The organism is Streptomyces sp. NPDC048269 (assembly GCF_040652395.1).
GTDB lineage: Bacteria > Actinomycetota > Actinomycetes > Streptomycetales > Streptomycetaceae > Streptomyces.
The window spans coordinates 217,662-231,619 of the sequence record NZ_JBEZLW010000001.1 but is presented as its reverse complement, the minus strand read 5'-3'; the positions used below and the strand labels follow the sequence as shown (position 1 = coordinate 231,619).

Here is a 13,958-nt window from a genome sequence, read left to right as displayed (position 1 = left end):
ACCCTCCGCGTATGTGACCCTTTCCCTCATGCCTGTCGTACGTGATCTGCGCGTACTCCTGCGCCTGAGGGACTTCCGCAACCTGCTCGCCGTACGGCTGCTCTCCCAGGCGGCGGACGGCGTCTACCAGGTCGCGCTCGCCACCTACGTGGTCTTCTCCCCGGAGAAGCAGACCTCGCCCGCGGCCATCGCCTCGGCCATGGCGGTACTGCTGCTCCCGTACTCGGCGATCGGCCCCTTCGCCGGGGTGCTGCTCGACCGCTGGCGCCGCCGCCAGGTCTTCCTCTACGGGAACCTGCTGCGCGCCTTCCTCGCCTGCGTCACCGGAATGCTGATCGTCGCGCACGTCCCCGACTGGCTGTTCTACGCCTCGGCGCTGTCCGTGACCGCCGTCAACCGCTTCGTCCTGGCCGGGCTCTCCGCGTCACTGCCCCACGTCGTCGATCCCCGCCGGCTGGTCACCGCGAACGCGCTGTTCCCCACCGCCGGAACCCTCGCGGCGACCGCCGGCGGAGGGCTGGCCTTCCTTGTCCGGCTGCTGGCCGCCGGATCCGACGCCCTCGTCGTCCTCCTCGGGGCCGGGCTCTACCTGTGCTCGGCCCTCGTCTCCCTGCGCCTGGCCGTCGGCCTGCTCGGGCCCGACCACCCCCCCGGCCGGCTCCACCCCTCGGTCGCCGAAGCCATCACCCTCACGGTCCGGGGCATGACCAAAGGCCTGCGGCATCTGGCCTCCCGCCGGGAGGCCGCCCAGGCGCTCACCGCGATGACCATGATGCGGTTCTGCTACGGAGCGCTGTTCGTCATGCTGCTCATGCTCTGCCGCTACGCCTGGTCGGACAACGAGTCCGACGGACTGGCTCTCCTGGGGGCCGCGGTCGGCGTCTCCGGGGCCGGGTTCTTCACGGCCGCCGTGATCACTCCCTCGCTCGTGGGCCGGCTGGGACCACTGGGCTGGATCACCGCATGCTCCGCGGGCGCCGCGGTCCTGGTCCCGGCGCTCGGCCTGTTCTTCGCCCCCGGCCCGATGCTGATCGCCGCGTTCGTCCTCGGCCTCGCCACCCAGGGCGCCAAGATCTCCACCGACACCGTCGTCCAGTCCCGGGTGGACGACGAGTACCGCGGCCGTGTCTTCGCCGTCTACGACGTGCTCTTCAACGTCGCCTTCGTCGGCGCCGCGGCGGTGGCCTCCCTCATGCTCCCCGCCGACGGGCGGTCCGTGCCGCTGATCCTCTGCGTGGCCACCCTCTACGCCGCGACCGCTGCGCTGCTGGCCCGGCAAGGCCGGCGTTTCGCCGGGGGCACCTCCCCGCGGTAGCCACGGGGAACATCCGCTCCAGCCCGTCCGCCCGAGGCGATGTTTCACGTGAAACATCGCCTCGGGCGTTCCCGGGTCAGGCCTGCGCGGCCCACCACTCCTTGAGCGCGGCGACGGCCGCATCGCGCTCCATCGGGCCGTTCTCCAGGCGCAGCTCCAGCAGGAACGCGTAGGCCTTCCCGATCACCGGGCCGGGGCCGACACCCAGCACCTGCATGATCTCGTTGCCGTCCAGGTCGGGCCGGATCGCGTCCAGCTCCTCCTGCTCCTGCAGCTGCGCGATGCGCTCCTCCAGCCCGTCGTAGGTACGGGAGAGGGCGTTGGCCTTGCGCTTGTTGCGCGTGGTGCAGTCGGACCGGGTCAGCTTGTGCAGGCGCTCCAGCAGCGGACCGGCGTCACGGACGTAGCGCCGCACCGCGGAGTCGGTCCACTCGCCGTCGCCGTAGCCGTGGAAGCGCAAGTGCAGCTCCACCAGCCGGGACACGTCCTTGATCATGTCGTTGGAGTACTTCAGGGCGGTCAGGCGCTTCTTGGTCATCTTCGCGCCGACCACCTCGTGGTGGTGGAAGGAGACCCTGCCGTCGCTCTCGAAGCGGCGGGTGCGCGGCTTGCCGATGTCGTGCAGCAGAGCCGAGAGCCGCAGCACCAGGTCCGGCCCGTCCTCCTCCAGCGCGATCGCCTGCTCCAGCACGATCAGCGAGTGGTCGTAGACGTCCTTGTGGCGGTGGTGTTCGTCACTCTCCAGCCGCAGCGCGGGCAGCTCCGGCAGGATCCGGTCGGCCAGTCCTGTGTCCACGAGCAGGCCCAGGCCCTTGCGCGGGTTGGCGGAGAGGATCAGCTTGTTCAGCTCGGCCTGCACCCGCTCCGCCGAAACGATCTCGATCCGGTCCGACATGGCCTTCATGGCCGCGACGACCTCGGGGGCGACCTCGAAGTCCAGCTGCGCGGCGAACCGCGCCGCCCGCAGCATGCGCAGCGGATCGTCGGAGAACGAGTCCTCAGGGGTCCCCGGAGTGCGCAGCACACCGGCGGCCAGATCCTCCAGACCGCCGTGCGGGTCGATGAACCGCTGCTCCGGCAGGGCCAGGGCCATGGCGTTGACCGTGAAGTCGCGCCGGACCAGGTCCTCCTCGATCGAGTCGCCGTAGGAGACCTCGGGCTTGCGCGACGTACGGTCGTAGGCCTCCGAGCGGTACGTGGTCACCTCGATCTGGAAGTCCCGGTCGACCTCCCCGACGCGGGCGTGCTTCTGCGCCCCGACGGTGCCGAAGGCGATGCCGACGTCCCACACCGAGTCGGCCCACGGGCGGACGATCTTCAAAACGTCCTCGGGGCGGGCATCGGTCGTGAAGTCGAGGTCATTGCCGAGACGCCCGAGCAGCGCGTCGCGGACGGACCCGCCGACCAGGGCGAGGCGGAAGCCCGCCTCCTGGAAACGACGGCCGAGCTCGTCGGCGACAGGGGCGACCCGCAGCAGTTCACTCACCGCGCGGCGCTGCACCTGACTCAGGGCACTGGGGTTGTCTTCGTTGGCGTTCGGCACAACAGAAAAGGGTACGTGCCCCGCCCGGCGCGGGCTTCCGCGTTTTTCGGCGACCCCCGGTACACAGCCGGCCCCGGGGTGAGCCGATCATGTGGAGCACGGCGCGGCACTCGCGCACAGCGGGTCTCGTTACCATGCGTGGACGCACATACGACGACCACTGACACTTCGAGGGACGGGCTAGCGCGTGGCCGAGGCGGCAGACATCCTGGGGGCCTCACCGGCCCCTGTCCGGCGCCGATGGCTGCGGCGCGCGGTGGTCCTGCTCGCCGGGACGCCCGTGATGGCCGCACTGGTCTACTCTCCCGCCCCGAAGGCCCAGGCCGCGCAGGCGGCCGCCGTCGACATCCAGCTGACCTCGATGACCCCCGCCGCACCGGTCAAGAGCGACACCCTGACCATCTCCGGCACCGTGGTCAACAACAGCTCCGAGACGATCAACGACGCCCACGTGGGTCTGCGGGTCGGACCCCTCCTCGCGGACCGGTCGTCGATCGACGAGGCGGCGGACCGCACCAGCTTCCGCGCCGGCACGGACCCCGGCGAGATCGACCCGGCCTACGCCGTGAAGATCGCCTCGCTGCCCTCGAAGGTCAGCCAGCAGTTCAGCCTGACGGTCCCGCTGAACAAGCTGGACCTGGACAAGGACGGCGTCTACCAGCTCGGCGTCTCCCTGTCCGGCGTGACCGAGAGCCGCCCGTCGGAGCAGGTCCTCGGCATCAAGCGGACCTTCCTGCCCTGGCAGCCGGAGGCCGCAGCCAAGCGCGCCCAGCTCACGTACGCGTGGCCACTGATCTCCACCACCCACGTCACCGCGGAGACCGGCTCGGACGAGACCCAGACCCCGGTCTTCCTCGACGACGCCCTCGCCGAGGAGCTCAAGCCGGGCGGCCGCCTGGAACGGATGGTCGCGCTCGGCAAGGAACTGCCCATCACCTGGGTCATCGACCCCGACCTGCTCTACACGGTCGACGCGATGACCAAGGGCTATCGGGTCCGCGTCCCGGGCGGCAAGCCCGTCCAGGGCAAGAACAAGGCCGTCGCCGAACAGTGGCTGAGCTCCCTGGAAGCCGCCGTCCAGGGCAAGAAGGTCGTCGCCCTGCCCTTCGCCGACCCCGACCTCGCCTCCCTCGCCCACCACGGCAAGGACGTCTCGGGCACCCTGGGCCAGCTGCGGCCCGCCACCGACAAGGCGAAGCAGGCCGTCGAGACGGTCCTGCACGTCCCCGCGTCCACCGACTTCTCCTGGCCCGTGGACGGCGCGATCGACCCCTCGATCGTCAACGTCGCCACCTCGGCCGGCGCCCACAACATCCTCACCCGCAGCGACAGCCTCTCGGAGAGCGGAGCCCTCGGGTACACCCCCTCGGCCGCCCGCCCCATCGGCGCGGGCGCCACCGCCGTGGTCGCGGACGCGGAACTCTCCACCGCCTTCGAGGGCGACATGCTGAACGCAGGCAACTCCACCCTCGCCACGCAGCGGTTCCTCGCCCACAGCCTTGCCCTGAACCTCCAGCACACCGACGAGCAGCGCAGCTTCGTGGTCACCCCGCAGCGGATGCCCACCGCCAGCCAGGTCGAGACGATGGCAGGCGCCCTCCGTGCCCTCCAGGCCGGGCGCTGGACCCAGCCCGGGGACCTCGAAGCCGCAGCCGCTGCCAAGCCCGACCCCGCGGCCGCCACCCAGGTGCCGGGCGCCGGCCAGTACCCCGAGGCCCTGCGCAAGCAGGAGCTTCCCGTGACGGCCTTCGAGAAGATCCGCACCACTCAGAACACCCTCGACCACTTCAAGGTGATCCTCGCCGCACCCGACCGCGTCGAGATCCCCTTCGGCAACACCACCAACCGGGAGATGTCCACCTCCTGGCGCGGCCACCCCGCGGAAGCCGACGTCTACCGGGACCAGGTCCAGGCCTACCTGATCGGTCTCACCGAGAAGGTCAAGGTCATCCCCAAGTCCGACGCCACCCTGTCCGGGCACAGCGCCACCATCCCGGTGAGCGTCCAGAACAGCCTCGTCCAGGACGTCCACAACCTCGTCCTGCGCGTGAAGTCCGGCAACCCCACCCGCCTGATGTTCGGCGACAAGGGCGAGGCGGAACAGCAGGTCACCATCCAGGGCGACCACACCCAGACCGTGAAGTTCCCCGCCAACGCCACCGCGAGCGGCCCCGTCGAGGTCACCGCCCAGCTCTTCACCAAGGACGGCGTCCCCTACGGTAAGGAACGCAAGTTCACCGTCGACGCCACCGAGGTCACTCCCACCGTCATGCTCGTCATCGCCGGCGGTGTGCTCCTCCTCGTCCTGGCGGGCATCAAGATGTACGCCAGCCGCAAGCGCGTCGCGGCCCGCGCGGCCGCCGATGAGAGCACGCAGCCGAGTGACGAGTCCCCGGACACCGGACCGCAAAGCAGCGACGGGTCCGGCACGGGTGAGACAGTGGACCGTTGAGCGATGCCGTGGCCGGCCGGCCTGGGGACGATGAGGTGGGGTTTCGATGAACGCGCCGTACGACGGTGACCGCGCGCAGGGCACTGGTGGGCCCACGCCCTCCCAGGGCACTGCCCCGGGCACTCCGGTGCCCGGGCAGGTTCCCGCGCCCGCGCCCGCTCCGGACCGCGACCCGTATGTCCAGGACGCCTACGACCACGACCCGTACCGGTCGCAGGACCTGTCCGCCCAGGACCCCGTCGCCGAGGTCCTCTACGACCGGGCCTCGCACCCCCCGCCGCCACCCGGTACCTACCAGGAGCCCGGCCCGCTCTACGCGGCGCCGGCCGCGCCCTCGTACTCCCCCGACCCGCGCGTCTGGGCCCAGACCCCGCCGCCAGAGCCGGACGGGCCCTCCCGCCACCTGCCCTACGGCGACCGCGCCAGCACCACCCAGTTCGTCGGCGTGGACTCCCTCGTCACGCAGGCGGCGGACGAGCAGCCCGAGCCCGACGCCTTCGCGCACCTCTACCGGGACCAGGAGGCAGCACCCCGCACCCCCGCCGAGGACGCCCCCGTCGCCGTCCCGGCGCCGAGCAAGCCGGCCGGACGCGCCTCCAGCCTCCTGAAGTCCAGCGCGCTCATGGCCGCCGGCACGATCGTCTCCCGCATCACGGGCTTCCTGCGCACCCTGGTCATCGCCGGCGCCATCGGCGTCGGCACGTTCAACGACACGTACCAGATCGCCAACACCCTGCCCACGATGATCTACGTGCTGGTCGGCGGCGGCGCCCTCAACGCCGTCTTCATCCCGCAGCTGGTCCGGGCCATGAAGAACGACAGCGACGGGGGAGAGTCGTACGCCAACCGGCTGCTGACCCTCGTCGTGGTCCTGCTGGCCGCCATCACGACGATCTGCGTGCTGGCGGCACCGGTGTTCATCACGATGATGTCGCCGAAGATCGCCTCCGACCCGCAGCAGATGGACGTCGCGGTCGCCTTCGCCCGCTACTGCCTGCCCACCATGTTCTTCATGGGCGTCCACGTGGTCCTCGGCCAGATCCTCAACGCCCGCGGCCGCTTCGGCGCGATGATGTGGACCCCGGTCCTCAACAACATCGTCGTCATCGCCACCTTCGGCGCCTTCATCTGGGCGTTCGGCGGCTTCACCACCTCCGGCGTCAACGCCAGCACCGTCACCCCCGAGGGCGTGCGCCTGCTGGGCCTGGGCACCCTGCTGGGCCTCACCGTCCAGGCCCTGGCGATGCTGCCCTACCTGCGCGACGCCGGCTTCAGGCCGCGCCTGCGCTTCGACTGGAAGGGCCACGGACTCGGCAAGGCCGCCGGCCTGGCCAAGTGGACGTTCTTCTTCGTCCTCGCCAACCAGATCGGGCTCGTCGTCGTCACCCAGCTCGCCACCTGGGCCGGTTCCGTCGCCGAGAAGCAGGGCCACCCCGGCACGGGCATCACCGCCTACAACTACGCGCTGCTGCTGTGGCAGATGCCGCAGGCCATCATCACCGTCTCCGTCATGACGGCCGTCCTGCCCCGCATCTCCCGCTCCGCCCATGACGGAGACGCCGCCGCCGTCCGCGACGACATCTCCTACGGGCTGCGCACCTCGGCCGTCGCGATCGTGCCCTGCGCCTTCGCGTTCCTCGCCCTCGGCGTCCCGATGGCGACCCTGCTCTACGCCGGCTCCGGCGCCGGCGCCCAGAACATCGGCTACGTCCTGATGGCCTTCGGTCTCGGCCTGATCCCGTACTCGGTCCAGTACGTGGTCCTGCGCGGCTTCTACGCCTACGAGGACACCCGGACGCCCTTCTACAACACCGTCATCGTCGCCGCCGTCAACGCGGCGGTCTCCGCGGCCTCCTTCTTCGTCCTGCCCGCCCGGTGGGCCGTCGTCGGCATGGCCGCCGCCTACGGCCTCGGCTACACCGTCGGCGTCGGCGTCGCCTGGCGCCGCCTCAAGAGCCGCCTCGGCGGCGACCTCGACGGCGCCCACGTGATGCGCACCTACGCCCGCCTCACCGGCGCCTGCGTCCCGGCGGCCGCCGTGGCCGGCGCCGCCGCCTACGCGGTCACCCAGTGGCTGGGCAGCGGAGTCGCCGGCTCCGCCGCCGCCCTCGTGGCCGGCGGGATCGCCCTGGCAGCGGTGTTCCTCATCGCCGCCAAGCGGATGCGGATCGAAGAGCTCAACGCGATGGTCGGAATGGTCCGCGGACGTTTGGGGCGCTGATGCGCACAACCGTCGCCCCCCTTCGTGTGTCGTGCATAGCGTCGGACTGTGGGCACAATTGGCATGGCTTCGCAGACTGGCCTACAGCGTGCAACGGATGGGGAGGCGGGAACGACGGTGGCGGAACGTAGCACGGCCGCCGTCGACGTGGCCGACAACAGTGGCGACAAGCCGCTGGCCGCAGAGGCGGACAAGGCCACGGCCGACGGGGTGGACACCCAGAACGGACGAGCCGCGGACGGACCCATGACCGAAAAGGACGGCGAACGCACGACCGCGGCCCCCTCGGCCGCACCCGAACTCCACAGCGGCCACAAGCTCGCCAGACGCTACCGGCTCGAAGAGTGCGTCACCCGTGTGGACGGATTCAGCAGCTGGCGCGCGATGGACGAGAAGCTGCGCCGGGCCGTCGGCGTGCACCTGCTCCCCGCCGACCACCCGCGGGCCCGTTCCGTTCTGGCCGCCGCACGCTCCTCCGCCCTGCTCGGCGACCCCCGGTTCGTCCAGGTGCTGGACGCCGTCGAGGAGAACGACCTCGTCTACGTCGTCCACGAGTGGCTGCCCGACGCCACCGAACTCACCGCGCTCCTCGCCGCAGGCCCCCTGGAACCCCACGAGGCCTACCAGCTCGTCAGCCAGGTCTCCCAGGCCATGGCCGCGGCACACCGCGAAGGCCTGGCCCACCTGCGCCTGACGCCCAGCGCGATACTGCGCACCTCCACGGGCCAGTACCGCATCCGCGGCCTCGCCGTGAACGCCGCCCTGCGCGGAATCACCAGCGAGACCCCCCAGCGCGCCGACACCGAGGCCATCGGCGCACTCCTGTACGCCGCCCTCACCCAGCGCTGGCCCTACGAGGACGACGCCTACGGCCTCACCGGCCTCCCCAAGGGCGTCGGCCTGATCCCGCCCGACCAGGTCCGCGCCGGCGTCCACCGCGGTCTGGGCGAGCTCGCCATGCGCGCCCTCGCCAACGACGGGGCCACCGCCTCCCGTCAGGAGCCCGCCTGCACCACTCCTGAGGAGCTGGCCAAAGCCGTCGCCGCGATGCCCCGCATCCGGCCGCCGGAGCCCGCCTTCACCGCCCCGCCCGAGTACCAGCACACCACGTACCAGCAGGGCAGCTACGGCCGCCCCACGCCCCCCGGTACGCCCCCCGCCCAGTCCGTCACGGTCGTCGTCCCCCCGCCGCCCCCGCTGAACAGCCGCACGGGCCGGGCCCTGAAGTGGGGCGTCGCCACCCTGCTCATCGCCGCCCTCGGCCTCGGCAGCTGGCAGCTGGCCGACGCCCTCCTGGACCACGGCACCCAGGGCGACAACGGCAGCAGCAACAACCAGCCCAAGAACCAGGACGCCCCGAAGGAGCCGGAGCGCGTCCCGCTCACCATCAAGAAGGCCGAGGAGTACTACCCGGACGGCAAGCCCCAGAACATCGAGGACGTCGCGAACAGCTACGACAAGGACCCCGACTCCTACTGGCGGACCTACGCGTTCGACGACGGCCCCGACCTGGGGGCCTACAAGGAAGGCCTCGGCCTGGTCTTCGACCTGGGCTCGGAGCAGGACGTGAGCGGCGCCTCGATAGCGTTCAAGTTCGGCGGCGACCACACCACCGCGACGATCTACGCGGCACCCAGCATGTCCTCGTCGACTCCCGTCGGCAGCATGCAGAAGATCGCCACCGGGACCACCGCCGACAAGCAGCTCGACCTCGCCGCGCCCGCCCCGGTCAAGTCGCGCTACGTGGTCGTGTGGCTCACGGCCATGCCGAAGTCAGGTGCCTCCGACTACAGCAGAGCCGGCTACAAGCAGGGCATCTCGAACGTCTCGTTCTTCCGGAACTCATAGCAAAGGGGGCTGCGGGGGAAATCCCGCAGCCCCGCCGCAATCACACCGGTCAGTACGAGGCAGTCCGCGTGTGCAGGCTCGTGTTCGAGTACTGCGACCAGCCTTCGGCAAAGGAATTGAGCGGATCCTTGTCGTACACCATGGCCGTGTAGCAGGTGTAGCTGCCGAGAGAGTCGCTGTAGCTCAGGTTCGAGCAGTTGTAGGCCTTGCCATCGTTGTTGCGCGCGATCTGCGCCTTCCCCCAGGCGTTCTCCGAAAGCCGGATACGCGCCCATGCCGTGTGGCACTTGGTGCTGTATCGCAGCTCAACCTGCCCGGGCGTCCAGTTCGACGTACCGATGTACGCCGACTGCTTGGTCGTGGCATCCGCCGCACAACCCGCCGACGACGGGTCCTGCCCGTCCATGGAATACGAAGCGGCATACGCATTTCCCGGAATCGCTGCGGCCAGCAGCGGCGCCGCAATGAGAGCAGGAATGAACTTACCGAGCTTTCGCATCTTTCTCCCTACACCTGAATATCAATCGAAAAAGCAGCTCTGATCATAACAGAAGATGATCTTGGTCGTGAGTCCGCGGAGACCAGCCCGACGGGACCGAAATGCCCGGTTATTCTTATTTACTTTCGGAGAAAAACCCGCTTCAATACCTGCACGGCGCCAATCAGGAGGGGAATCATGAGGCCTGCGGCTGACGACCCCGCCTCGGCCCAGGACAGGGAACTTCTGGCGATGCACGCCGCCGGAGACCCCGACGCCTTCGGCGAACTCGTCCGCAGGCACAGGGACCGGTTGTGGGCCGTGGCCCTGCGCACCCTCGGCGACCGGGAGGAAGCCGCCGACGCGGTCCAGGACGCCCTCGTCTCCGCCTACCGCGCCGCCCACACCTTCCGCGGGGACTCCGCCGTCACCACCTGGCTGCACCGCATCACCGTCAACGCCTGCCTCGACCGGGCCCGCAAGGCCGCCTCCCGCAGGACCGCACTCCTCGACGACACGGACCGCCTGGAACGCCTCCTGGAGCCCCACGAGTCCGCCGAGGCCCCCGCGGAGCGCCAGGACCTCCACCGCCAGCTCCTGGCCGCCCTCAGCACCCTCCCGGCCGAACAACGGGCCGCGCTCGTCCTCGTCGACATGCAGGGGTACCCCGTCGCCGAGGCCGCCCGCATCCTCGACGTCCCCACCGGCACCGTGAAAAGCCGCTGCGCACGCGGCCGGGCGAAACTCCTCCCGATGCTCACTCATCTGCGCACGAATGCCGGGGATAACACCGCCGCCGAGCGGGGAAGGAACCGGACGCCGGGCAGGGCCGTCCCACCAGCGGCAGAACCCAGGCATCCAGACCCAGACGCAGTGAAGGGCGGAGGTGGACGACCGTGACCCCAGCAACTGGCGTGCCCGGCACGACCGGCACGGTCCGGCACCCGGACGTCTCGGAGATCTCCGACCTGACCGAAGGGATCCTCTCCCCGGCCCGCAGCGCCGAAGTCCGGCGCCACCTCGGCGACTGCGCCCTGTGCGCCGATGTCCGCGCCTCCCTCGAAGAGATCCGCGCCGTCCTGGGCACCCTTCCGGGACCGGCCCGGATGCCCGCCGACATCGCCGGCCGCATCGACGCGGCCCTCGCCGCCGAAGCCCTCCTCGACTCCACCACCCCCCACGCTTCCGAGCAGGACAGCCGGCCCGCGTCCGCTGTCAGCTCCCGCCCGACCGACCGCGATGTTTCACGTGAAACCCCCCTGGCTACCGCTCGCAGGCGCCCCCAGCCCGCCGGCCACCCGAACGGCCCAACCGGACCCGGGCGCCGCCGCGCCCGCCGCCGGATCGCCGTACTCACGGGCCTGGCCGGGGCCGCCGCCTGCGCACTCGGGCTCTTCCTGTTCACCGACCTCTCCGGCCCGTCCTCCCACGACGCCGCGGCCCGCCGGGAAACAGCGAGCACTGCCGCCCAACCCCCCGCCGACGGCGCCTACACCGCCCAGGGCCTGCGCAGCAGCGTCAAGCAGCTCCTCGACCCCGGGCAGAGCACCAAGGCAGTCCCCCAGGGGGAGCAGAACAACACCTACGGCCTGGAGAAGACCCCCGCCCCCGGCGTCGCCCCCAACGACCGCCAGACGGCCCCCGTCCCCGCCTGCGTCCAGAACGCCACGGGCCGCCCCGAGACCCCGATCGCCTCCGAACGCGGCAGCTACCAGGGCGCCCCCGTCCTCCTGCTCGTCCTTCCCCACCCGGGCGACCCCTCCCGCGTGGACGCCTACCTCGTCGACACCGGCTGCGAGAACTCCACACCGGCCACCCCCGGAAAGCTCCTGCTGACGAACACCTATCCCCGGTAGCCGACACGTAGGGCCCGCACCGGGACAGACGGGGAATGCATGCGCCGTAGGATCCGTTGGGTGGGGTGAGAGTCCACACCGGCCCCCGGTAGGCAGCACGCAGTCCGCAGAAACGAGGAAGAAACCCGTGAGCGACGTCCGAAACGTGATCATCATCGGCTCCGGGCCGGCCGGTTACACCGCCGCCCTGTACACCGCACGCGCTTCGCTCAAGCCCCTGGTATTCGAAGGTGCCGTCACCGCGGGCGGCGCCCTGATGAACACCACCGAGGTGGAGAACTTCCCGGGGTTCCAGGACGGCATCATGGGCCCCGACCTCATGGATAACATGCGTGGCCAGGCCGAGCGGTTCGGCGCCGAGCTGGTCCCGGACGACATCGTGTCCGTGGACCTCACCGGTGAGATCAAGACCGTCACCGACACCGCCGGCACCGTCCACCGCGCCAAGGCCGTCATCGTCACCACCGGCTCCCAGCACCGCAAGCTCGGCCTGCCCAACGAGGACGCCCTGTCCGGCCGCGGCGTCTCCTGGTGCGCCACCTGCGACGGGTTCTTCTTCAAGGACCACGACATCGCCGTCGTCGGCGGCGGTGACACCGCGATCGAGGAAGCCACCTTCCTCTCCCGGTTCGCCAAGTCCGTCACGATCGTCCACCGCCGCGACAGCCTGCGTGCGTCGAAGGCCATGCAGGACCGCGCCTTCGCCGACCCGAAGATCAAGTTCGCCTGGGACAGCGAGGTCGCCGAGATCCACGGCGAGCAGAAGCTCTCCGGTCTCACCCTGCGCAACACCAAGACCGGTGAGACCTCCGCGCTGCCCGTCACCGGCCTCTTCATCGCCGTCGGCCACGACCCGCGCACCGAGCTGTTCAAGGACCAGCTGGAGCTCGACGACGAGGGCTACCTCAAGGTCGACGCCCCCTCCACCCGGACCAACGTGACCGGCGTGTTCGGCGCCGGCGACGTCGTGGACCACACCTACCGTCAGGCCATCACCGCCGCGGGCACCGGCTGTTCCGCCGCCCTCGACGCCGAGCGCTTCCTCGCCGCCCTCGCGGACGCCGAGAAGGCCCACGCGACCGTCTGACCCTCGCACCATCCCCACCCCACACCCCGCAGGAAGAAGAAGGAGGCCGCTGTGGCCGGCACCCTCAAGAACGTGACCGACGCTGACTTCGACGCCGAGGTCCTCAGGAGCGACAAGCCCGTACTGGTGGACTTCTGGGCCGCCTGGTGCGGACCGTGCCGCCAGATCGCGCCGTCCCTCGAGGCCATCGCCGCCGAGTACGGCGACCAGATCGAGATCGTCAAGCTCAACATCGACGAGAACCCGGCCACGGCTGCCAAGTACGGCGTCATGTCCATCCCCACCCTGAACGTCTACCAGGGCGGCGAGGTCGCCAAGACCATCGTCGGTGCCAAGCCGAAGGCCGCCATCCTGCGCGACCTCTCGGACTTCGTCGAGGTCAAGACCGCCTGACGGCTACGGCCCCAGCGGTAGCTGGGGATGTTTCACGTGAAACGGGGCCGCCCTCGCATGGGGCGGCCCCGTTCCACGTACCGGGCTCACAGAGGACGCAGCGCCGGCTCCTTGCGCGCAGCCCCCAGCAGCCGGTCCAGCGCCAGCTCCACGTCTTCCTTCCACGACAGCGTCGACCGCAACTCCAGCCTCAACCGCGGATGCAGCGGGTGGGGACGCACCGTCTTGAAGCCCACCGACAGCAGATGGTCCGCCGGCAGAAGGCACGCGGGCCCCTCCCAACGCGCGTCCCCGAACGCCTCGATGGCCCGGAACCCCCGACGCAGCAGATCCTTCGCCACCGTCTGGACCATCACGCGCCCCAGACCCTGCCCCTGATAACCCGGCATGATCCATGCGGTGATCAGCTGCACGGCATCCGGCGAGACCGGACTGGTCGGAAACGCCGTGGCCCGCGGTACGTACGCCGGCGGCGCGTACAGAACGAACCCGACCGGGACCTCGTCCACGTAGACCACACGGCCGCACGATCCCCACTCCAGGAGGACGGCGGAGATCCAGGCCTCTTTCTCCAGCGCAGGCGTACCCGCCTTCACGGCGGCCTCACCGCTGACCGGATCCAGTTCCCAGAACACACAGGACCGGCAACGACGGGGCAGGTCCTGGAGGTTGTCCAGCGTGAGCGGTACCAGCCGACGACCCATGAACGCATCGTATCCACTGGCCCCCGCTCTTTCGACAGCGACAAACCACAGACCCGACGAC

Annotated in this window: 11 protein-coding genes; 8 read left to right on the top strand and 3 right to left on the bottom strand. The window is 70.4% G+C overall.

The features are described 5' to 3' along the window. Nucleotides 1-28: 28 nt before the first annotated feature. A complete protein-coding gene (locus AB0D48_RS01155; protein ID WP_362389483.1) occupies nt 29-1,315 on the top strand; it encodes an MFS transporter in 1,287 nt (428 codons plus the stop codon). A gap of 76 nt (nt 1,316-1,391) precedes the next feature. Here AB0D48_RS01155 and AB0D48_RS01150 read toward each other — a convergent pair whose 3' ends face one another. Further along, a complete protein-coding gene (locus AB0D48_RS01150) occupies nt 1,392-2,858 on the bottom strand; it encodes a CCA tRNA nucleotidyltransferase (protein ID WP_362389482.1) in 1,467 nt (488 codons plus the stop codon). A gap of 187 nt (nt 2,859-3,045) precedes the next feature. Between AB0D48_RS01150 and AB0D48_RS01145 the strand changes: the two genes are divergently transcribed. The 3 genes from AB0D48_RS01145 to AB0D48_RS01135 all read left to right on the top strand — a co-directional run bounded on the left by AB0D48_RS01145 (nt 3,046) and on the right by AB0D48_RS01135 (nt 9,379). Then, on the top strand, nt 3,046-5,310 hold the full coding sequence (locus AB0D48_RS01145) for a DUF6049 family protein (protein WP_362389481.1): 2,265 nt from the start codon (nt 3,046-3,048) through the stop codon (nt 5,308-5,310). A 46-nt stretch (nt 5,311-5,356) separates the two neighbouring features. After that, nucleotides 5,357-7,531, top strand: coding sequence for a murein biosynthesis integral membrane protein MurJ (gene murJ / locus AB0D48_RS01140; RefSeq protein ID WP_362389480.1), 2,175 nt, complete (start codon nt 5,357-5,359; stop codon nt 7,529-7,531). A gap of 117 nt (nt 7,532-7,648) precedes the next feature. Further along, the gene (locus tag AB0D48_RS01135) at nt 7,649-9,379 is read left to right on the top strand and encodes a protein kinase family protein (RefSeq protein ID WP_362389479.1); all 1,731 of its coding nucleotides are present in this window, start codon (nt 7,649-7,651) and stop codon (nt 9,377-9,379) included. 49 nt (nt 9,380-9,428) lie between these two features. On the opposite strand, the gene AB0D48_RS01130 is transcribed toward AB0D48_RS01135, so the two are convergent. Beyond that, complete coding sequence (locus AB0D48_RS01130) at nt 9,429-9,878, bottom strand: DUF2690 domain-containing protein (RefSeq protein WP_362389478.1); 450 nt, start codon at nt 9,876-9,878, stop codon at nt 9,429-9,431. Between the two features lie 177 nt (nt 9,879-10,055). On the opposite strand from AB0D48_RS01130, the gene sigM reads away from it, so the two are divergent. The 4 genes from sigM (at nt 10,056) to trxA (ending at nt 13,193) form a co-directional block, all read left to right on the top strand. Further along, the gene (gene sigM / locus AB0D48_RS01125) at nt 10,056-10,757 is read left to right on the top strand and encodes an RNA polymerase sigma factor SigM (protein ID WP_362389477.1); all 702 of its coding nucleotides are present in this window, start codon (nt 10,056-10,058) and stop codon (nt 10,755-10,757) included. Continuing rightward, on the top strand, nt 10,754-11,713 hold the full coding sequence (locus AB0D48_RS01120) for a hypothetical protein (protein WP_362389476.1): 960 nt from the start codon (nt 10,754-10,756) through the stop codon (nt 11,711-11,713). The genes sigM and AB0D48_RS01120 overlap by 4 nt, the downstream gene beginning before the upstream one ends. A gap of 127 nt (nt 11,714-11,840) precedes the next feature. Continuing rightward, nucleotides 11,841-12,800, top strand: coding sequence for a thioredoxin-disulfide reductase (trxB, locus tag AB0D48_RS01115; protein WP_215139804.1), 960 nt, complete (start codon nt 11,841-11,843; stop codon nt 12,798-12,800). 51 nt (nt 12,801-12,851) lie between these two features. Next, nucleotides 12,852-13,193, top strand: a complete 342-nt coding sequence (gene trxA / locus AB0D48_RS01110; protein WP_030025741.1) for a thioredoxin — start codon at nt 12,852-12,854, stop codon at nt 13,191-13,193. Between the two features lie 86 nt (nt 13,194-13,279). On the opposite strand, the gene AB0D48_RS01105 is transcribed toward trxA, so the two are convergent. Further along, a complete protein-coding gene (locus AB0D48_RS01105; RefSeq protein WP_328926598.1) occupies nt 13,280-13,897 on the bottom strand; it encodes a GNAT family N-acetyltransferase in 618 nt (205 codons plus the stop codon). Between the last annotated feature and the right edge of the window lie 61 nt (nt 13,898-13,958).

Bases quoted from the DNA above. Each gene is read 5' to 3' on its own strand.
- AB0D48_RS01155 (WP_362389483.1), top strand. From the start codon at position 29: ATGCCTGTCGTACGTGATCTGCGCGTACTCCTGCGCCTGAGGGACTTC.
- murJ (WP_362389480.1), top strand. From the start codon at position 5,357: ATGAACGCGCCGTACGACGGTGACCGCGCGCAGGGCACTGGTGGGCCC.
- AB0D48_RS01130 (WP_362389478.1), bottom strand. From the start codon at position 9,878: ATGCGAAAGCTCGGTAAGTTCATTCCTGCTCTCATTGCGGCGCCGCTG.
- sigM (WP_362389477.1), top strand. From the start codon at position 10,056: ATGAGGCCTGCGGCTGACGACCCCGCCTCGGCCCAGGACAGGGAACTT.
- AB0D48_RS01105 (WP_328926598.1), bottom strand. From the start codon at position 13,897: ATGGGTCGTCGGCTGGTACCGCTCACGCTGGACAACCTCCAGGACCTG.